We start from the raw sequence: 18,320 nt of genomic DNA, 5'->3' as shown, positions 1-18,320 counted from the left end.
GCCGCGGCGCCTCGACGCTTGGTCGGAACAGTCAGTTCTTGCGGACTTCGGTGCTGCGGAAGGTGTCGGTGCCGGGCCCACCGTCGCCGCGGTCCGTACCGCCGCCGCCGACGATCCGGTCGTTGCCGGGCCCACCCATGAGCTTGTCGTTGCCGGCGCCGCCGGAGAGGTCGTCCGGTCCCTTCCCGCCGTTGAGCCGGTCCTTCCCCGCGTTGCCCAGCAGGTCGTCGGCCCCGTCCCCGCCACTAAGGGTGTCGTTACCGCCCCCGCCGATCAGGGCGTCGCCACCCGTGCTGCCGCGGAGCGTGTCCTCACCGGTCCCGCCGCAGATCAGGTCCTTGCCGGCGCCGCCGTTGATGATGTCGCCGCCGCCGTTCGATCTGCCGGTAGCCGCCCGGCGTCGACAAGCCGAACATCAGGTCGAACAGGTGCGGGTTCTCTCTTGCCGCCTCGTGGTAAGCGAGCGCGTGCCTGCCATGTCGGCGACAGGATCCGCCGAAAGCTCGAACTCAGCAAAGCACCCAGCTAGCCGCTGGAAGCCCCTTTCGATCACCGCCTCGACCAGAGCCCGTAGGAGATCGTGCGGGCCAAGATCGAGGCCGGCAGGGTGAAGAGGAAGTGCTGCAGGTCGGGGCCGCTGCGCAAGAAGTGCCCGGTCCGCGCGCTGAAACATGACCTCCTCATCCATGCGTCCCATGGCGATCCTCCGGCGAGTTAGCAGGGCTCAACATCGAGCCTGGAGGAGATCTACCGTGCGTTGACGGGGCCGGAAGGTAGCGACCTACTCCCCGTGCGTCAGCCTGCCGACCACACCACCTGGTGGTGCCGCCCGAGCGGGCCGAACCACAGGCCGTTCTCGTCGAGGGCGTTGAAGACGGTCATCTCGCGCCCGCCGAAGCCGAACCCCACCTGCGGGCTGCCGTTGCCGAGATCGGTCGGATCGTCGCTGGCCCAGCGGAGGAGTTGGACGCCGGTCACCGGCCGGCCGTGCAGCTCGGCCAGGTCCTGGGGAACGTCGTGACGCCATCTCAGTTTGGGTCGGCGCGAGCCCGCCCACCGGATCGGACGGTCGAGGTCGATCGTGTCCCAGGTGATGGAGAGATCGTCGAACTTCTGGTGGTTGATCTCGAGTCGGACGCCGTCGAAGTCGAGGACGACGGGGCCGTCCGCCCACCAGACATCACGCTTGGCGTCCCACATCAGCGAGGCCCGGACCAGGCGACGGCCGACCAGATCTCCTAGCCGGCCGGAGTGGGTGGTCACCAACGCGTCGAGGTCGTTCGTCCAGGTCGGGACGTACCCCGCCAGGCCGAAATCGAAGACGTCCGGTGCCTGGCGCCGGGATCGCCGGATCCCGGGTCCGCCCGCGAACCTGACCACGCGCCCCTCCCCTTCTGATCCGTCCGTTGCAACGGTCGCAGGAGCGGCGATCTTGAGCGGCCGATCAGTCGAACTCAAAGACCCCGAATCCGGCCGGGCGCTGCGGGTACTCATGCTGGAGAGATGAGCCGAGGCCAGGGAAAGCCCCGCCCTCCCCACAGGAGGTCGTGCGGAGGCTGATCAAGGCCGGCAAGGTGAAGAAGAAGTGCTGCAAGTCGAAGCCGCTGTGCAAGAAATGCCCGATCCGCGCGCTGAAGAAGGCGCGCAACAAGGCGGCCGCGTAGGCGCCGTCGGACCGGCCGGTCGTCCTGCCGCCAAAACGATAACGTCGATCGAAGGAATCTACCGTGGGTTGCCTGGGGCTGAGAGAGTAAGGCGTTGCTCCCAACCGAGTCGCCATCGGGTGGCGCTTCCGCGGCACCGTCAGGAAGCGGACGCGGGCTTGGCCGTCGCGCAGATCAGCGTCTCCGGGACGTCGTGAGCTGCGCCTGGAACGTTGAGCTCGGCAATCCAGACCCCGACCGACGGCTCGACTGGGTTGGCGGGCAGCGTGAAGCGGCGGCCGCTGGTGGTGTCGATGATGGGGCGGCCATTGACCGCATCGCCTAGGTGCGCCCCCGGAATCGCGACGCAGGACCCGGAGCCGTCCCCTGCACCCGACGAGGCCGAAGACCCCGCCGCTGGTCCCGACGTCGACGTGGTGGATGCCGGATTCGCGCAGCGCCTCGGCGCGGTCGATGTCTTCGCGGTAATAGCTGTTGCCGCCGTCGATCAGCACGTCGTCGGAGTCGAGGTGCGCGGCGAGATCGTCGAGGACCGTGCCGGTGAGCTCCGCGGGGACCATCACCCAGATCGCGCGCGGCGCGCTCAGCCGGGCCGCGAGGTCGGCGACGGAGTCGGCGCCGATTGCGCCTTCCTCGCTCAGTTTCGCAACCGTGTCGGCATCGGTGTCGAAGACCACACACTCGTGGCCGTCCGCGAGGAGCCGCCGGACCAGGCTCGCACCCATCCGTCCGAGGCCGACCATGCCGATCTGCATCAGCTACTCACCTCAAGGAGCGCCTGCTCGAGGACTTCGGTCAGGGCGGGGTGGATGTAGAGGACGTCACGGGCGAGCTGGTCCACCGTCTGACCCAGCATCATGGCCTGCAGCAGCGGTTGCAGCAGCAGCGCGGCCTGCGGGCCGATGATGTGGGCGCCCAACAGCGTGCGGGCGCGGGGGTCGACGAGGATCTTGACGAAGCTCGTGGTGTCCTCCAGCGCCCAGCCGTAGGCCGTCGCGGCGTAGTCCCGGCACGCCACCACATGGGCGAGACCCTGCTCCTGCGCCTGCGCCTCGGTCAGACCGACCGAAGCGATCTGCGGGTCGGAGAACACCGCATGCGGAACCAGCACGCGATGGTTCAACTGGCGAAGGCTCTCGGGATGGGCCAGGTTGTGGCTCACGACGCGTTGCTCGGCGTTGGCCATGTGCTTGAGCTGGAAGTGGTTCGCGGTGTCACCGAGAGCCCAGACGCCGGAAACCGTGCTCCGGTAGGCGTGGTCGGTGACGACGTGGCCGTGCTCGTCGAGCGCCAGCCCGCCGGTGGCCGCGTCGATCAGGTCCGTGTTGGGGATGCGTCCGGTCGCCACCAGCAGGGCTGCACCCTCGATCTGTGAGGCCTGTCGGTCCCGCTCGACGCTCACGGTCACACCTCCGTCGCGGGCAGCCACCGAGGTGGCCGCGGAGTCCAGCAGGACGCGAAAGCGCTCCTGGGCCAGCTCGGTGAACCGGATGGAGATCTGCTCGTCCTCGGCCATCAGCAGACGGGGGCTGCGGGCGATGATCGTCACCTCGGCGCCGAACGAGGCGAAGACGTGCCCAAGCTCGGCCGCAATGAACCCACCGCCGATGATGACGAGGGAACGGGGCACCTCGTCGATGCGCATCATGGTGTCCGAGGTGTGGAACGGCACGCCGTCCAGCCCGGGAATCGGCGGGACGACCGGTCGCGCACCCACCGCGACGACTATCTGATCTGCCGTCAGCTGTTCACCGTCGACCTCGAGCACCTTCGGTGCCACGAAGCGAGCGGACCCGGGGTAGACGTCGATCCCGTTCTTGCGCCGGTAGTCGATGGCGTCGTCGTGCAGCGGATCGATCCGCCCGAAGATCCGGTCCCGGATCGCGGGCCAGTCGAGCAGATCCAGCGTCGCATGCACGCCGAGGCGCCGGGCCTCGGTCACCGCCCGCGCGGCATCCGCCGCAACCACCAGCATCTTCGACGGGATGCACCCACGGTTCAGGCACGTCCCGCCGAAGCGGTCGGGTTCCACGATCGCGGTGCGCAGGTGCGCCAGTTCCGGCCCCAGCAGTGAATTCCCGCTGCCCGCGCCGAGCACGATCAGGTCGTAGGTCTTCACGATTCGCTCGTCGCGCTCGCGCGCCTTGCCGTGGTGATCACGAGTGGGAACGTATCCGCGTAGAGGTGCTGCTAACCGAACCGGCGACGGGGTTCACCAGCCGGTAAGACCTCACCGGCTCTTACCGACGCGGTCGAGGAGTCCGAGCGCGTGATCCTGCTGTCCGGGAACAGCGTAGGGCGTCCGCGCTGGGTGGTCGGTGCTCCTGCTCTCGTGCCTGTTAGCACCTTGTAAGGCAAATCTCGGGTGACGAGGAGCTGCTGGGGCAGCACGCAGGCAAGCCGCTGACGCGCGGGGGCTGGTGCGTGCTTGCAGCGCCCTGGGAGACGAATCGACTATGCCTGAGACCCGATCACCACATCCCGCGGGGCCACCGATCCAGGTCGGTGGGATCTTCGCGGACCTGGACCTGCCCGATCACAACGGCAACGAACGCAGCCTGTCGGACCTGGTGGCGGGCGATCCGACCGTGCTGCACTTCTACCGCGGCTGGTGGTGCCCGAAGGAGCAGGCCTACCTGCGGCTGCTGACGTCCTGGCAGGACGAGCTGGAGGTCGCGTACTGCAGGATCGTGTCGGTCAGCGTCGACCCGCCCGAGGTCCAGGCGGCCTGGCGGGCCGGCGCCGACGCCCGATGGACCTTCCTGTCCGATGCCGACCGGCGGTGGTTGCCGAAGCTCGGTCTGGAGGAGGCGACCGATCCCACCCATCGGCCCTATGCGCCGACCGTCGCGGTGCTGGCGCCTGATCTGACGGTCCAGGCGGTGTACGACGGGTACTGGTTCCTGGGCCGCCCGACGGTGGAGGAGCTTCGAGCGGACCTGCGGGCGATCAGCCGCCGAGTCCGGCCCGACTGGTCGGCGCCGCACCCATGAGCGAGGAGACCGAGCCCATGCGCAATGAACCTGGTGGGAGGACCACCATGGCCGAGGATGACGCGCGGTACGGGGCGCCGCAGGGAGCCTTCCGAGCGCTGGCCGCCCGGCGGCCGCCGGGGCTGTTGTTCACCGGCCGCGCGTTTCGCAGCCCGTTGCGCGGTCCGTGGTTGACCTCGGTGTTCGCCGCGGTGCTGCTCGCGCTGCTGCCCGTGGTGACCATCACCGGCCTGCTGTCCTACATCGCCTACCAGCCGCAGTTCGAGGGCAACGGGCTGCCGGCCGACACGCACGGGCTGCACCTGCCGTTCTTCACCTGGCCCACGAATCCGGCGTGGCTCTACCGGCTCAACCAGGGGCTGCATGTGGCTCTCGGGCTGGCACTGGTCCCAGTGGTGCTCGCCAAGCTGTGGTCCGTCATTCCCAAGTTGTTCGCCTGGCCCCCCTCGCGTTCGATCGCTCAGCTCCTGGAACGGGCCTCGGTCCTGCTGCTCGTGGGCAGCATCCTGTTCGAGCTGGTCACCGGCGTGCTCAACATCCAGTACGACTACGTCTACGGCTTCGACTTCTACACCGCGCACTACTACGGCGCCTGGGTCTTCATCGCCGCGTTCCTGCTCCACGTCGGCCTCAAGTTCCCGACCATGGTGAAGTCCCTGCGCAGTCGCAGCCTGCGCGAGGAACTGCGGACGCCGCTGGCCGACACCGTGCCGGAGCCGCCCGACGACTACGGGCTGGTGTCCCCGGACCCGGCACCGGCGACGGTGTCCCGGCGCGGCGCGCTGGCGATCGTCGGCGGGGCGGGGCTGGCGGTGACCGCAGTCACCATCGGGCAGACCGTGACACCGCTGCGCCCCTTCGCCGTGCTCTCGGCCCGCGGGCAGTCCTACGGTAGTGGCCCCAATGACTTCCAGGTCAACCGGACGGCGATGGCCGCCGGGATCGTGCCCGCGGTGACCGGAGTTGCCTGGGCCCTGACCGTGACTGGCCGTGAGAAGAAGATTCTGACTTTGCGTCAGTTGCAGAGCCTGCCGCAGCACACCGCCCGGCTCCCGATCGCCTGCGTGGAGGGTTGGTCGACCGTGCAGAGCTGGTCCGGGGTCCGCCTGCGCGATCTGGTCGCCCTCACCGGCACCACGGAGCTGAGCCACGGGGTCGTCACCTCGCTGGAGAAAGAGGGTGCCTTCGCCCGGGCCGCGCTCAACCGCGGGCAGCTGCTGAACCCCGACTCCCTGCTGGCCCTGAGGGTCAACGGGGCGGACCTCTCGCCAGATCACGGCTACCCGGCGCGGGTCATCGTCCCGGCGCTGCCCGGGGTGCACAACACCAAGTGGGTCAACACGATCGAGCTGGTGCTCTCAATGAGCGACCCGCGCATACACAACACCGTGACCGGGCGGTGGAGGCGGGCCTACGGGGCCTCGCCCCTGCACCTGGTGTCCTTGCTCGCCTGCTTTGCGCTCGCTGGCTGGGCCGCCCTGTCCGCCAGCAGTGGACCGTCGCCGCTGCGGATGGCGCTGTGGTTCCTCGGCGCCGCGATCCTGCACGACTTCGTGCTGTTCCCGCTCTACACCCGCGCCGATCGGTACCTGCGCGCGCTCGGCGCGGTCAACGTCAACTACGTGCGCGTGCCCGCCCTGATCTCAGTCCTGCTCCTGGTCATGTTCTACCCCCTCATCCTGCGCCGCAGCCAAGACACCTACGGCAACGCCAGCGGGCTGGACCAGTCGGGCTATCTCGGCAGCTGGCTGCTGGTCACCGCCATCGTTTTCGGTGTCTCGGCGCTGCTGTTCGGGCTACGCCGCGCCCGGGGTGCGCGCTCGCCGGCACCCAGGGCGGACCCCGCGCACCGGGTCCAGCCGGACAGCCTCGCAGAGGACCGCTAGGTCATGGCCATGGTTCGCATCACGGAGGACCGCCCAGAGTCCGGGGCCAGGTTCTCACCGCTCCTCGACCTGGCGGGGCGGACGTGCGGCTACCTGGAGATCCTGGTGCCCAGCGACGACCGCGACGTCGACCGGGAAATGCCGGACAGCACAGACAGTGATTCCGCGAAGATCGATCCGGCGGTGCTCGATAGTGACGGCCCACCCGGCTGGCTCTCGCTCAGCTGGACCGACGGCGCGGTGCTGCCCTTCGACGACGTGGCGGTCAGCGGCGCGGTCCGCGCCCGGCTGCGTTCGGGGCACGCGGCGTTCATGTCGACCCGGACGCGCGGCGACGACACCCTGGCCGGCGCCGTCACAGGCGTGACCGGGTGCACCGCCGAGCAGGCGGTGGTGCTGTTGCGCGACGACCCGTTCGCCCGGCTCTTCCCGCGCCGGCTCGTCTCCTACGGGCCCGGGATCTTCGGTCCGAACCCGCCGCCGGCCGGGCCGGCCACCCAGCGCTACGGCGCCGCGACCCCATGGCCCAGCGATCGCTTCTGAGCAACTGGAGCAACTGGAGCGGCCGGCCGGCTGCTTCGCACCCAGGTAGGAGGAGTTTGAGATGGTGTTTGCGACTGTGATCACGGCGATGGCCAAGGGCCTGCTCGCGGGGGTCGCCGGGACGGCCGCGATGACGCTGTCCAGCACCGTGGAGGCCAAGATCCGCGGTCGTGACCCCAGCACCGCCCCGGCCGATGCCGCCGGCAAGGTCCTGGGCGTCAAACCGGTCGGCGCCAAGGAGCAGACCCGGTTCGCCACCCTCGTGCACTGGGGGTACGGCACCGGCTGGGGAGCCCCGCGCGGGTTGCTCGCCGCCGCGCGCCTGCCCGCCCCGCTGGCGAACGCCGTGCATCTCGCCCTGGTGTGGGGGACAGAGACCACGATGCTCCCCGCCCTCGAGGTCGCGCCGCCGATCAACGAGTGGGAATACCAGGAGATCGCGATCGACGTGTTCCACCACCTCGTCTACGCGATGGCGACCGGGCGGGCCTACGCCGCCCTCGACCGCGCCATCGCGTCATGAAGGCACTGGCGGCCGAGTCGCTGATCACCCGACTGATCGACTGGGGCGTCGACACCATCTACGGCCTGCCCGGTGACGGCATCAACGGGTTGTTCGAGGCCCTGCGCCGCCACCAGGACAGGATCCGCTTCGTGCTCGTGCATCACGAGGAGGCCGCCGCGTTCATGGCCTGCGCGCACGCCAAGACCACCGGGAGATTGGGCGTGTGCATCGCCACCTCCGGGCCGGGTGGGGTGCACTTGCTCAACGGCCTCTACGACGCGAAGCTCGACCACCAACCGGTGCTGGCGATCACCGGCATGCAGGAGACGGGGCTGCTCGGCACCGGGTACATGCAGGAGGTGCACCTGGAGACGTTGTTCGCCGACGTCGCCGCGTACAACGTGATGATCACCAACCCGCTGCACGTGGAAACCGTCGTCGACCTGGCGGTGCGCACCGCCCTGACCCGCCGCACCGTCAGCCACATCACCTTTCCCAACGACATCCAGCTGGCACCGGCGGACCAGGACCCCTACGGTCATCCGTCCCCGGGCCGGGCTCCCAAGACCGCGCCGGTGTGGTTCCCCGCGCCGGGACGTCCCCGGGATCAGGACCTCCAGCGCCTGGCCGACGTCCTCAACGAGGGCACCAAGGTGGCGATCCTGGCCGGTGCGGGTTCGCTGCACGCCCGTGAGGAGTTGCTGGCGCTCGCCGAACTGCTCGGCGCCCCAATCGTGAAGACGCTGTCCGGGAAGGCCGCTGTTCCAGACGACTCGGAGTACACCACCGGTGGGATCGGGCTGCTCGGCACCCGGCCCTCTGAGCACCTGATGCGCGAGATCGACACCCTGTTCCTGGTCGGGACCAACTTTCCGTACACCAAGCACCTGCCCGAACCCGATCGGGTCCGCACGGTGCAGCTCGAGGCCGACCCGGTGCGTGCCGGCAACCGGATGCCGACCGAGGCACCGGTGATCGGAGACGCGAAGGAGGGTCTGGCCGCGCTGATGCCGCTGCTCAAGCCCAAGCCGGACCGGTCCTTCCTGACCTCGTGTCAGCAGGACATGGGCCGTTGGCGGGCGGAGATGGCGTCGCTGGAGAGCGTGGACCGCGATCCGATCGCGCCGCAGTACCTGATGTCGGTCATCGACGCGCACGCGAGTTCCGATGCGATCCTGACGTGTGATTCCGGCACGATCGCGACCTGGGCCGCGCGGCACTGGACGATCCGGGACCGGCGCGAGTTCTACCTGTCGGGCAACCTGGCCTCGATGGCCCCAGGCCTGCCCTATGCGATCGCCGCGCAGCTCAACAATCCGGACCGTCAGGTCCTGGCCTTCATCGGCGACGGCGGCTTCGCGATGCTCATGGCCGAGTTCCTCACGGCAGCCCGGCACGGGCTGCCGATCAAGGTGTTCATCAACAACAACGGGGCCTACGGCCAGATCCTGTGGGAGCAGATCGCGCTCGGTTACCCGGAGTACGGAGTCCGGCACGCCGGCTTCGCCGACTACGCGCCCTGGGCCCGGTCCTGCGGCGCGTACGGGGTCAAGGTGAGAGACCCGGGCGAGCTCGACGACGCCGTGCGTGCGGTCCTCGCCCATGACGGGCCGGCCCTTCTCGACTGCGACGTCGATGCCGACGAGCCACCGCTGCCGGGCAAGATCGAGTACGCGCAGGCGAAGGGGTTCGCGAAGGCCTTCGCCCGCGGTCAGCCGCACAAGGCCGGGATCGTCAAGGCGATCGCGGCCGACACGATCCAGCACCTGCGCTCGTGAGGGCCGAAGCGGACGGTGCGCGCAGCGAAGCGCCGGGCCACCTCGCTCGGCCACTCGCTGGCCCGCGGTTCACCGCATGTCAGGGACGTGAAGGCCGCCCGTTTCGAACCAGGGGAGCGCGCCGGTTGAGACGGCCGCCTCCATGGCGGGGGTGACCTGATCAAGCGCTGCCATGGCCAGCGCGAGCCGGCGCACCGCCTCCGCGGACATGTCCGGGGTCGCGCGGGCGTAGGACAGCACGATCCCCGCCATCGGAGCCCGCTCCACGCTCATGGCGCCGAGCCCGAAGACCGCCAGACCGAGCCCGGCGGCTGCCGCGACGAGGCGGTTCTCCGGGGTGCCCTCGGGTGGGCGCACGGTCAGGTGCAGCCCACCGGCGCTGCCCAGGATCTCCCAGTCCGGCAACAGTCGGGTGAATGCCCCGACAAGGCCGTCTCGCCGGATGCGATAGCGGCGGCGAAGCAGCCGCAGGTGCCGGTCGTAGCTGCCGGTCGAGAGCAGCCGGGCGAGCACGTGCTGATCGAGGGTGTTGCCGCCGAGGTCGTCGTCCCGCTTCGCCGCCCGCAGCGCCGCCAACAGGTGCGGCGGGGTTACGACCCACCCGATGCGCAGCGCCGGCGCGAGGGTCTTGCTGACGCTGCCCAGCAGCGCGACGTGCATCGGGTCCATGCCCTGCAGGCAGCCCATCGGGGTCCGTTCGTAACGGAAGTCGGCGTCGTAGTCGTCCTCCAGCACGAGCCCGTCGACCTCGGTGGCCCAGCGCAGCAGGCTCGCGCGGCGCTCCGGTGACAAGCTGACCCCGCAGGGGTACTGGTGCGCGGGGGTGCACAGGACGGCGCTCGCCTCGCTGCGCGCCAACGCGTCCACCTGCAGGCCGTCCCGGTCGACCGGAATGGGGACGACCTCCATCCCCAGGCGGGCCAGCCGCCGGCGCTGGATCGGGTTGCTCGGGTCCTCGACGGCCAGGCGTGGCTGGCCGCGCCCGAGCAGGACCCGGCACATCAGCGTGATGGCCTGGGTCACCCCGCCGACCACGACGATGCCGGGCGGCGCGCACACGGCGCCGCGGACCCGGGCCAGGTACGCCGCGAGCTGGCTCCTGAACTCCCACGCGCCCCAGGGTTCGTCGTAGCCGAGAGCCGCGCTCGGCAGCACGGTCAGCACGTCGCGCACCGCCGCGGCCCACTCCTTGCGCGGGAACGCCGACAGATCCGGCCAACCCGGCCGCAGGTCGAGCTCGGGAACGGGCGGGCGGGCCGGCTCCCCACCCGTCCAGAGGTCATGTGGCGCCGTCGCCGGCCGGAAGGCCACCGTGGTGGCGGAGCCGTGTCGGGTCGTCAGGAATCCCTCCGCGCAGAGTTGTGCGTAGGCGTCGACGGCGACGCCCCGCGAGACACCTAGATCCTGGGCGAGCACGCGCGTCGAGGGCATCGTGGCTCCGGGGGCCAGCTGGCCCGCGCGGATCGCATCGCGCAGCGCCGTCGCCAGGCGCACCCGCAGCGGCCCGGTCGGGGTTCGTTCGAGCAGCAGAAGCAGCTCGGCGGCATTCAGTGACACCGGTGGTCCTCGATTTATGCCTATCACTGGTCCTGTACTACGGACCATCACTCGGACAAGGTCACCTACGTGATCTTCACGGAGCTGGGATATCGACCATGACGATCGTTCCCTCCCGACACCCGGGTGATACCGAGAAGCACCGCAGAATCCGGCACGCAGCGTTGACCGCGGAGGGCGAGGGCCCGGGCGGGGCATTGCTCGACGCCGAGACGATCGTGCTCGTCGTCCTGGACTCACCGACCCCGCGGGGTCTGATCGAGGTCCTAGAACGGGCCGGAGCCGAGGTGCAGGCCGTCACCGGGCTACCCGCGGCCCACCACGCGATCGCCGCGGCCGGAGTGCGAGCGGGGGCGCTGGTCTGCGCCGAGGATCAGCTGGTTCCCCTCGAGCTCGCCGCCGCGGTGGCCCGCCAGGCCGCCTCGGTCATCGTGAGTGCGGCCGCGAACGCCCAGCACAGGACCGATCTGGTCCGGGGCGGCGCCGACTGCGTTCTGGGCCGGTTGCGGCCGGACGAGGCGGTGTCGTTGCTGGCCGCGCTGCTGCGCCGCGGTTCCCGTACCCCCGATACCGTTCACGATGTCGAGGTCGGCCCGTTGCGCCTCGAACTCGCGGCCCGGACGGCGACGCTTCGTGGCACGCCGCTGAGCCTGACGGCTCTGGAGTTCGACCTGCTCGCCTTCTTCATGACCCATCCCGGTCAGGTGCTCAGCCGCGAGCGGCTCCGCGCGGACGTGTGGGGCTATAACATCGGCGGCCTGGACACCGTCACCGTCCACGTCCGCCGCCTCCGGGTGAAGATCGAATCCGACCCGTCGAACCCGGTGCTGATCAGGACCGTTTGGGGCGTCGGCTACCGGTTGGACTACGGCGTCGAGCCGGTGTGGCCCGCAACCTGAGGCAGCGTCGAATACGCCCCCATCGACGGGTTGCACATTCCTTACATCCCGGCCGGCCTGTGGACCCACGCGGGGGTCGCCCTGGTCGTGTCGTAGCCCGCATGGAAGAGGTCTGGCCGATGAGGTTGTGGCGAATCAAAGCGGATTTCATGCCGAGCCGATCCGCTGGATCGACGGACGGTGCGAGCTGCCGCGACCTGCCCGCAGGCAGCCGGCGGTCGTTTCTGCGCTCGGCCAACGGAGTCGTCGCGATCGGGGTGGCCCCGATGGTCGTGGGGCGCCGCCAAGGTCGAGGCGAGCGTTCCCGGGGCGGTGACCGTGGCCAATCCGGGCGGCCCCCTGCCGGACAATCCGGTGATGTCCTACGTCCACGACGCCGAGGCCGGCGCCTAGGCATCGGGTGTGGGGAGGCGGCTGTGAAGGCGGAGGATGTTCTTCGCGATGTGGTCGACGCCATGGTCCTGCTGGTGGAGGCGGCCGGCGCGGTCATCATCGTCATCGGGGCGGTCCTCGCCTTCGGGTTGTTCCTGCTCGTGGCGGTGCGCCGGGGCAGCATCGAGGACTTCGTCAAGGTGCGCTTCGTGCTCGGCCGGTTCCTGGTCCTGGGGTTGGAGTTCCAGCTGGCCGCGGACATCCTGCGAACCGCGGTCGCTCCGTCGTTCGACGAACTCGGCAAGCTCGCAGCGACGGCGGCGATCCGGACCGCCCTCAACTTCTTCCTCGCTCGGGAGATCGCCGAGGACCGAACCAAGGTGGTCGAACGCTGAGCATCTACGGGCAGCTCGCGCTGGTGTTGGTGGCCATGGCGCTGGTCAGCGGCGGCGTCGTACTGGCCAGCACGCACCGGCTGGAACCGGCCCTGGTGGCGGTGCTCGACCTGCTCCTCGCGGCCGGGCTGCTGCGCCTGGCCGGTACGCCGTCGCTGGCGGAGCTGGCCATCGTTGCCGGCCTGGTGCCCCTACGTCGCCTTGCTCGGGTGGGCCTGAGCGCCGGCCGCCGAGCGCGACCAAGGATGGATCGAGGTCAAGCGCCCTGACCCAGGCTGCGCTGCAGTCCGCCGTCCATGACGTAGGTCGCGCCGGTGACGTAGTCGGCGTCGCTGGACGCGAGGAACGCGGCCAGGCGGGCGATCTCCGAGGGCTGGGCGGCTCGCTTCCACGGGATGCTCTGGACCTGCTCCTCGAGCAGCTTGGGGTCATCGATGGCCGCCTGGTTGAACGGGGTCAGCACCATGCCGGGGGCGAGGCTGTTCACATTGGTCCGTTGCGGTGCCAGCTCCAGGGCCAGCGTGCGGGTGAGCATCCGCAAGGCGCCCTTGGAACAGTCGTAGTCGGCCCCGCCGACGTTGGGGATGTCCTCGTGCACCGAGGTGACGTTGATCATCTTGCCGCCGCCGCCTGCCGACGTACGGATCTGGGCGAAGCGCCGGCAGCAGAAGAACGTCGCGTACACGTTGCTGCGCAGGGCGTTGTCGAACACCAGCGTTGATCAGCCCGACGTGGGAGAACGCCTGCGGGTAGCTGCCCAGTAGCTCGCCGGACTTCGGATCTGCCTCTTCGGCCATCGGTCCCAGGTCGTTGGCGTGCGCGGTCGCGCCGCGGAACCAGCGCTCCGCCTGCTCCGGCTGACCGACCAGGACAAGGCATTCGACGAGCCAGAAGGTGCTGATCAAGAACCCGCTGCGGTCACTCGGCCAGCGCCGCACCAGCCCGCGCTCGCCGAGGTGGCTGGCGACGGCCTCGATCGTCGCTTTCATGCGCAGGTCGGTGGCCGGCAGGAAGCCGACCAGCGGCACCAGCAGCACGGAGGCGTCCAGGTCATCGGAGCCGAAGGCGCCGCAGTAGGCGCCGCAGTAGGCGCCTGCCTTCTCGCTCCACGCCTGGGCGAGCACGGCAGCCTTGATGTCCTCGCGAGCGGCCAGCCAGGTGTCCGGGTCGGCGCCGCCACCGAGCCTCGCGGCGAGCTCGACGGCCCGGTCCAGGGCCACCCAGCACATCACCTTGGAGGAGGTGTAGTGACGCTGGGAGTCCCGGGCCTCCCACATCCCCGCATCGGGCTCTTCCCAGGCCTGGTCCGGCTGCGCTTCTACGACGATCACTCCCAGGCCGAGATCGCTCGCCGGCTCGGCATCTCCCAACCGCATGTCTCCCGGCTGTTGGACAGCACGTTGGCGGACCTGCGGACCCAGCTCATGGCCAGCTGTCCCGAACCTCCACGCACGCCGCTCCTGGCCGTCGCCAGGGTGCGGTCACCAGGGGCAGGTCGGAGGACCGCATGACCTCCGGCCTGCCTGATGATTCTCCGCCGTGATCAGTCCGCGTCGGGTGCGGCAACCGGAGTGCGGGCGCACGGGGCGCGACCCGCTGGCGAGGTTCGTGCTCTGACTGGAGGGTAACCACTCGATAGCAACACCAATGAAAGGCGCCGATCGTGACTATGCAGAAAGCGGTTCCGTACCGCGGCCTGGAACTGGACTATCCGAGATCCCTCGCGGTCTACGACGACTACGCCCAGGCCCAGCACGCGGTCGACTACCTGTCCGACAACGAGTTCGCGGTGAGTGCGCTCGCCATCGTCGGCACCGAGCTGAGGTCGATCGAACGCGTGACTGGGCGCCTGACCCGCGGCCGGGTGGCCGCGGCCGGGGCCATCTCGGGCCTGTGGATCGGGCTGTTCGTCGGCCTCGCCTTCGCCTTGTTCAGCAACGACGGGCAGGCGGGCGCGCTGTTCACGACGCCGCCGCTGGGCGCCCTGTTCGGCCTGATCTGGAGTCAGATCGGCTTTACCGCGCTCACCCGGGGCGGGACGCGGGACTTCTCCTCTGTCAGCCAGATCGTCGCCACCAAGTACGAGGTCATGGTCGAGCATCGGGTCGCCGATCAGGCCCGCAACCTGCTCGCGGCCATGCCCGCATGAGCTGGGCAATGGGGGCCGGATCACCTTCGCCCGTCCGGATCCTGGGCCTGGGCGTGGTCGCCGGTGTGGCCGGGACCGCGGTGATGACGGCGTTTCAGAAGTACGTCGAGATGCCGATCACCGGGCGCGAGCCCAGCTACGCGCCCGCCGACTTCGCGCAGCGGGTGCTCCCCATCCATCCCCGGACCCCGGCCGGACGACGGCGGCTGAACAACGTCACCCACTACGCGCTCGGGACGCTGTGGGGGGCCGCGTACGGCGTGGCAACGTGGCGCGGCCTGCGCGGGCAGAAGGCGGTGAACGCCGTGTTCGGCGCCGTATACACCGGCGACGTCCTGCTCAACACCGCCCTCGGGCTCTACCGCCCCACCTGCTGGTCCACCAAGGATGTCGTTGTCGACGTGGTCGACAAGTACGTCCAGGCCCAGGCTACCGGCCGCCTATTCGACACCGCGCTGGACCGGTCGCGGTCCCTCCGAGGTTCATCGGCGCCGTCCTGGGCAACGACGCCGGCGTGATCGGCTGCGCCGCCCTCGCGTTGGTCCTCGCCGCCTGCGGCTGCGCTCGTAAGCCTGCCGGGCCGCGGATCGGAGCGGGCTTCTGCGGCCGTTGCATCGCAACGGGGCACCCACGAAACAGGCTTTTCATCACCCAGCACGGCTGAATCCCTCGACTTTGCCCTGCGGTCTGCGTACTTGATCGCATCGTTAGCCCGGACCCCGGTGACGCCAGTTGCCGAGTGGAGGGACGACGCCGATGGCCACAGCCGAGCACCTCACCCTCCGCATGCACGCGGCGGTGCTTACTGACCGCGGTGCGCTCGCCGCCGGGACGATCACACCCGAAGCCGCGCGCGATCCGCGGGACCGGCAACCTGATCACCGACCGCAACTTACGCCCGTTCCCCGGCGACCACGTGCAGGACACCGGCGTCCATCTGGCCCGGGAGTCCAATACCACCGACGGCAATCCGTGACGGTTCAACCGGATTCACAGCAACGGCGGCCCAGACGCCGGAGAACAGCGGCAGGTCCCAGTTCTGCCCGTACCTGTTCAGCTCATCGGGCGGCGCGCCCACTTCCGCCACGGCGGGTCCGCGAGCTATCCCGCGACGGGACCCGCAGCGGAGTTGAACGCACGCAGGAGATGGTCGGCCGCCTCCTGCTGCGCCTGCTCGGCCTTGTCCAGCACCGCCGAGGCACCGAAGAATTCGTGCATCATCCCGTCGTAGCGTGTGGCCGTAACCGCGACACCGGCCTTGTCCAGGTGCGCGGCGAACTCCTCGCCCTGACTGCGCAGGACGTCCCGTTCGTCGGTGATCACCAGCGCCGGCGGCAGCCCGGCGAGTTCCTCGATGGCCACCCCGAGGAGATCGATCCGGGGGTCTTTCGCCGCGTGCGGAACTCCCTGGAAGGCGTGCATCGCCATCCAGGACAACAGCGGAAGGTTCAGCGGCCGGGCATCGGCCGCGTCGGCCATGGACTCACCGACCTGCTCAGCAGTCGTGACCGGGTAGACGAGGACCTGCGCGACTGGCATCGGGTCCCCGGCCGCCTTCAGCTGCAGGCAGGTGGCGGCGGCCATGTTCCCTCCGACCGACTCGCCGCCGATCGCGATCCGGCGCGGGTCACCGCCGAGCTGAGCCGCATTCGCGTCCAGCCAGCGGTAGGTCGCGAGGACGTCATCGTGTGAGGCGGGAAAGACGTCCTCGGGTGCACGGCGGTACTCAGGGGAGACCACGATCGCACCGGTTTTGTTGCACAACCCGCGGCACGAAGCGTCGTAGTTGTCGACGGTATAGAGCACCCACCCGCCGCCGTGGATCCACAGCAGCACCGGAAGCGGCTCGGACCCGGCCCCGGCGGGGGTATAGACGCGGATCGGCAGGTCGCCGCCAGGACCTGGAACGATCATGTTCTTGACGTCGCCCACCGGCTCAGGCTCGTTGGACCTGCCCTGCTGGAACAACCACGACCGCACGGCCTCATCGAGGCCCGGCTGCTTGCGCGCCTCGTCCGGCTCGAGGATCTCCGGTGGCTGCGGGCCGAGCGCGGAGAACGCGTTCAGCAGGTCCTGGGCCTGCGGGTCCAGCAGCCCCGAGGGGTCGGTGGCCAGACCCTTGACGCGGCCGTCGATCGTGTCGCGCAACTTGTCGATCATCGCCGCGCCGGCGTCCGCGAGCTTGTGGCCGATCGCGCTGGACGGCGCCGCCGGGTGCGAGCGGGTCGGGGCGGTGCGCTTGGCGGCCAGGAACTTCCCTCCGAGCTCAGCCATCCGGGAGGCGCCGACCTCCTCGCGCAGCCGCGGCAGGAAGGTCGTCTCCTCCTCATGGGCATGGTGGCGGATGGCGGCGATGATCTCGCCCATCGCGTCCTCCAGATCGGCCTCGCCGGGCTCGTCGCGCTCCACCGTCTTGACCAGCTTCTTGACCTTCGCGTGCTCGGCCAGCAGTTTCTCGGCGTCCGCTTCCCGCCCGATGCGCTTGAGCTCGGGGTAGAACGTGCGCTCCTCGGCATCGGCGTGCAGCGCAATGTTGAAACAGATCTGATCGGCCAGCACTCGGCGGTCCCCGCGCCCGGCCTCCCAGTGCTCGAATTGCCTGGTCACCACCGCGTGGTCGTTCGCGATCATGTGGTCCACATCGCCGGGCATCGTCGGGTACGGCAGCGCCATCGTCATCCCCCGCAGCTGGAGCAGCTCTCTCGGTCGCCGTGCTCTACCCGTCGGCACTGGGCGCAACCCAGCTCAACCGAGGCCAGGGCGGCTGGACAGTCGACGTCTGGTGGACGCATGTCGGTTGCCAACCTCCCCGGCCTCAGCGAGGGAGAACCTGCCTGCCCCGCGTCCGGCTCAGCTCTTCTCGCGCACGATCGCGGCCTTGCCCGTCGTGCCGTCGCCGGAGCCGGCCACCCCGACCTTGTCGCCCGTGGCGAGGTCGGCGGGATCGGCCTTCTTGCCGTCCGAGCGCACCCGGGTCGCGTCGGTCAGGGGCCAGGTGGCCTGGAACCCGTCCGCACTCTTCACCGTCAGCTCGTCGGCGGACACCGCGGTCACCTCGCCCCGCTGGACCAGGACGGACCTCGTGCCTTCCTTGGTCCGGAGCACAGCCTCGCCGTGTTCCACCCGCCCGCCGAGGCGCTGCAGGACATTCTGGGCGCCCTTTCCCGCCTTCTTTTCAGATTTCTGATCTTCCGTCAGCTTGCTGTTCTTCGTGGTGCCCGGTGCCGGCGACTCGCCGCCGACCGCCGCGCTCGCCACCCCGCCCGCAGCGACCAGGGCGAGAACGCCGGCCACCGCCCACCCCGTCGCGTGACTCCATCGCATGTTGCCCAGCTTCATGTGAAGCTCCCCTCCCATTGGATGCCTCTACGGTGCGCCGGCGAAGTGAGGACAGGGTCAGGGCGATGTTCGGGTCGTGTAAGGATCCGCGGTCGGAAGCCGGACGGTGAACGCCGCGCCGCCTTCCGGGGCGTGACCGGCCGTGGCCGACCCGCCGAGGCGCCCGGCGAGCCCGTCGACCAGCGCGAGCCCGACGCCCACCCCGACCCGGCGCTCGCCGCGGTAGCGGTCGTGCAACGC

General features: G+C 69.9%; 18 protein-coding genes and 6 pseudogenes. 12 read left to right on the top strand and 12 right to left on the bottom strand.

The annotated features are described in order from the left end of the window. Positions 1-31: 31 nt before the first annotated feature. From H0X00_RS23805 to H0X00_RS09905, 6 genes and pseudogenes are all read right to left on the bottom strand, one after another. Positions 32-139 (bottom strand): hypothetical protein, encoded by a 108-nt coding sequence (locus tag H0X00_RS23805; protein WP_367186534.1) that lies wholly within the window; start codon positions 137-139, stop codon positions 32-34. 21 nt (positions 140-160) lie between these two features. Then, positions 161-364 (bottom strand): annotated as a pseudogene (locus tag H0X00_RS23800) (calcium-binding protein); the annotation flags it as partial. Between the two features lie 185 nt (positions 365-549). After that, positions 550-684, bottom strand: a complete 135-nt coding sequence (locus tag H0X00_RS09920; protein WP_293769543.1) for a hypothetical protein — start codon at positions 682-684, stop codon at positions 550-552. A 111-nt stretch (positions 685-795) separates the two neighbouring features. Beyond that, a complete protein-coding gene (locus H0X00_RS09915; protein ID WP_293769542.1) occupies positions 796-1,380 on the bottom strand; it encodes a hypothetical protein in 585 nt (194 codons plus the stop codon). A gap of 64 nt (positions 1,381-1,444) precedes the next feature. Then, the gene (locus H0X00_RS09910) at positions 1,445-2,419 is read right to left on the bottom strand and encodes an NAD(P)-binding domain-containing protein (protein WP_293769541.1); all 975 of its coding nucleotides are present in this window, start codon (positions 2,417-2,419) and stop codon (positions 1,445-1,447) included. Next, positions 2,419-3,783: a mycothione reductase gene (locus H0X00_RS09905; RefSeq protein ID WP_293769540.1), complete on the bottom strand. Its 1,365-nt coding sequence runs from the start codon at positions 3,781-3,783 to the stop codon at positions 2,419-2,421. The genes H0X00_RS09910 and H0X00_RS09905 overlap by 1 nt, the downstream gene beginning before the upstream one ends. A gap of 337 nt (positions 3,784-4,120) precedes the next feature. Between H0X00_RS09905 and H0X00_RS09900 the strand changes: the two genes are divergently transcribed. The 5 genes and pseudogenes from H0X00_RS09900 to H0X00_RS09880 all read left to right on the top strand — a co-directional run bounded on the left by H0X00_RS09900 (position 4,121) and on the right by H0X00_RS09880 (position 9,369). After that, positions 4,121-4,657, top strand: a complete 537-nt coding sequence (locus H0X00_RS09900; protein WP_293769538.1) for a peroxiredoxin — start codon at positions 4,121-4,123, stop codon at positions 4,655-4,657. Between the two features lie 47 nt (positions 4,658-4,704). Then, positions 4,705-6,006 (top strand): annotated as a pseudogene (locus tag H0X00_RS09895) (molybdopterin-dependent oxidoreductase); the annotation flags it as partial. 546 nt (positions 6,007-6,552) lie between these two features. After that, positions 6,553-7,086: a hypothetical protein gene (locus H0X00_RS09890; protein WP_293769536.1), complete on the top strand. Its 534-nt coding sequence runs from the start codon at positions 6,553-6,555 to the stop codon at positions 7,084-7,086. A 61-nt stretch (positions 7,087-7,147) separates the two neighbouring features. Then, on the top strand, positions 7,148-7,609 hold the full coding sequence (locus H0X00_RS09885; RefSeq protein WP_293769535.1) for a hypothetical protein: 462 nt from the start codon (positions 7,148-7,150) through the stop codon (positions 7,607-7,609). Then, positions 7,606-9,369: a thiamine pyrophosphate-dependent enzyme gene (locus H0X00_RS09880; RefSeq protein WP_293769534.1), complete on the top strand. Its 1,764-nt coding sequence runs from the start codon at positions 7,606-7,608 to the stop codon at positions 9,367-9,369. The genes H0X00_RS09885 and H0X00_RS09880 overlap by 4 nt, the downstream gene beginning before the upstream one ends. Positions 9,370-9,438: 69 nt before the next feature. On the opposite strand, the gene H0X00_RS09875 is transcribed toward H0X00_RS09880, so the two are convergent. Continuing rightward, on the bottom strand, positions 9,439-10,926 hold the full coding sequence (locus tag H0X00_RS09875) for a PLP-dependent aminotransferase family protein (RefSeq protein WP_293769532.1): 1,488 nt from the start codon (positions 10,924-10,926) through the stop codon (positions 9,439-9,441). A gap of 98 nt (positions 10,927-11,024) precedes the next feature. Between H0X00_RS09875 and H0X00_RS09870 the strand changes: the two genes are divergently transcribed. From H0X00_RS09870 to H0X00_RS09860, 3 genes are all read left to right on the top strand, one after another. Further along, on the top strand, positions 11,025-11,825 hold the full coding sequence (locus tag H0X00_RS09870) for a response regulator transcription factor (RefSeq protein ID WP_293769531.1): 801 nt from the start codon (positions 11,025-11,027) through the stop codon (positions 11,823-11,825). Positions 11,826-12,280: 455 nt separating this feature from the next. Then, positions 12,281-12,592: a DUF1622 domain-containing protein gene (locus H0X00_RS09865; RefSeq protein ID WP_367186536.1), complete on the top strand. Its 312-nt coding sequence runs from the start codon at positions 12,281-12,283 to the stop codon at positions 12,590-12,592. Positions 12,593-12,615: 23 nt separating this feature from the next. After that, positions 12,616-12,861: a hypothetical protein gene (locus H0X00_RS09860; protein ID WP_293769527.1), complete on the top strand. Its 246-nt coding sequence runs from the start codon at positions 12,616-12,618 to the stop codon at positions 12,859-12,861. On the opposite strand, the pseudogene H0X00_RS09855 reads toward H0X00_RS09860, so the two are convergent. Together H0X00_RS09855 and H0X00_RS23795 are read right to left on the bottom strand one after the other, a co-directional pair. Further along, positions 12,849-13,301: pseudogene (locus H0X00_RS09855) on the bottom strand (SDR family NAD(P)-dependent oxidoreductase); the annotation flags it as partial. The gene H0X00_RS09860 and the pseudogene H0X00_RS09855 overlap by 13 nt on opposite strands. 4 nt (positions 13,302-13,305) lie before the next feature. Next, positions 13,306-13,881: pseudogene (locus H0X00_RS23795) on the bottom strand (glycoside hydrolase family 15 protein); the annotation flags it as partial. Positions 13,882-13,893: 12 nt separating this feature from the next. Here H0X00_RS23795 and H0X00_RS09850 point away from each other — a divergent pair. The 4 genes and pseudogenes from H0X00_RS09850 to H0X00_RS09835 form a co-directional block, all read left to right on the top strand. Continuing rightward, positions 13,894-14,103 (top strand): annotated as a pseudogene (locus H0X00_RS09850) (sigma factor-like helix-turn-helix DNA-binding protein); the annotation flags it as partial. Positions 14,104-14,261: 158 nt separating this feature from the next. Next, on the top strand, positions 14,262-14,741 hold the full coding sequence (locus H0X00_RS09845) for a general stress protein (protein WP_367186535.1): 480 nt from the start codon (positions 14,262-14,264) through the stop codon (positions 14,739-14,741). Further along, the gene (locus H0X00_RS09840; protein WP_293769520.1) at positions 14,738-15,259 is read left to right on the top strand and encodes a hypothetical protein; all 522 of its coding nucleotides are present in this window, start codon (positions 14,738-14,740) and stop codon (positions 15,257-15,259) included. The genes H0X00_RS09845 and H0X00_RS09840 overlap by 4 nt, the downstream gene beginning before the upstream one ends. A 296-nt stretch (positions 15,260-15,555) precedes the next feature. Next, the gene (locus H0X00_RS09835; RefSeq protein ID WP_293769518.1) at positions 15,556-15,717 is read left to right on the top strand and encodes a hypothetical protein; all 162 of its coding nucleotides are present in this window, start codon (positions 15,556-15,558) and stop codon (positions 15,715-15,717) included. A 125-nt stretch (positions 15,718-15,842) separates the two neighbouring features. Here the strand turns inward: H0X00_RS09835 and H0X00_RS09830 are convergent, their stop codons facing one another. From H0X00_RS09830 to H0X00_RS09820, 3 genes and pseudogenes are all read right to left on the bottom strand, one after another. After that, the gene (locus tag H0X00_RS09830) at positions 15,843-17,420 is read right to left on the bottom strand and encodes an alpha/beta hydrolase fold domain-containing protein (RefSeq protein WP_293769517.1); all 1,578 of its coding nucleotides are present in this window, start codon (positions 17,418-17,420) and stop codon (positions 15,843-15,845) included. 171 nt (positions 17,421-17,591) lie between these two features. Beyond that, entirely contained in the window at positions 17,592-18,080 is a 489-nt protein-coding gene (locus H0X00_RS09825) for a hypothetical protein (RefSeq protein WP_293769516.1), read from the bottom strand. A gap of 57 nt (positions 18,081-18,137) precedes the next feature. Further along, positions 18,138-18,320: pseudogene (locus H0X00_RS09820) on the bottom strand (two-component sensor histidine kinase); the annotation flags it as partial.

It is taken from the genome of Sporichthya sp. (assembly GCF_013815995.1).
Lineage (GTDB): Bacteria > Actinomycetota > Actinomycetes > Sporichthyales > Sporichthyaceae > Sporichthya.
This window is presented reverse-complemented; position numbering and strand designations above follow the sequence as displayed.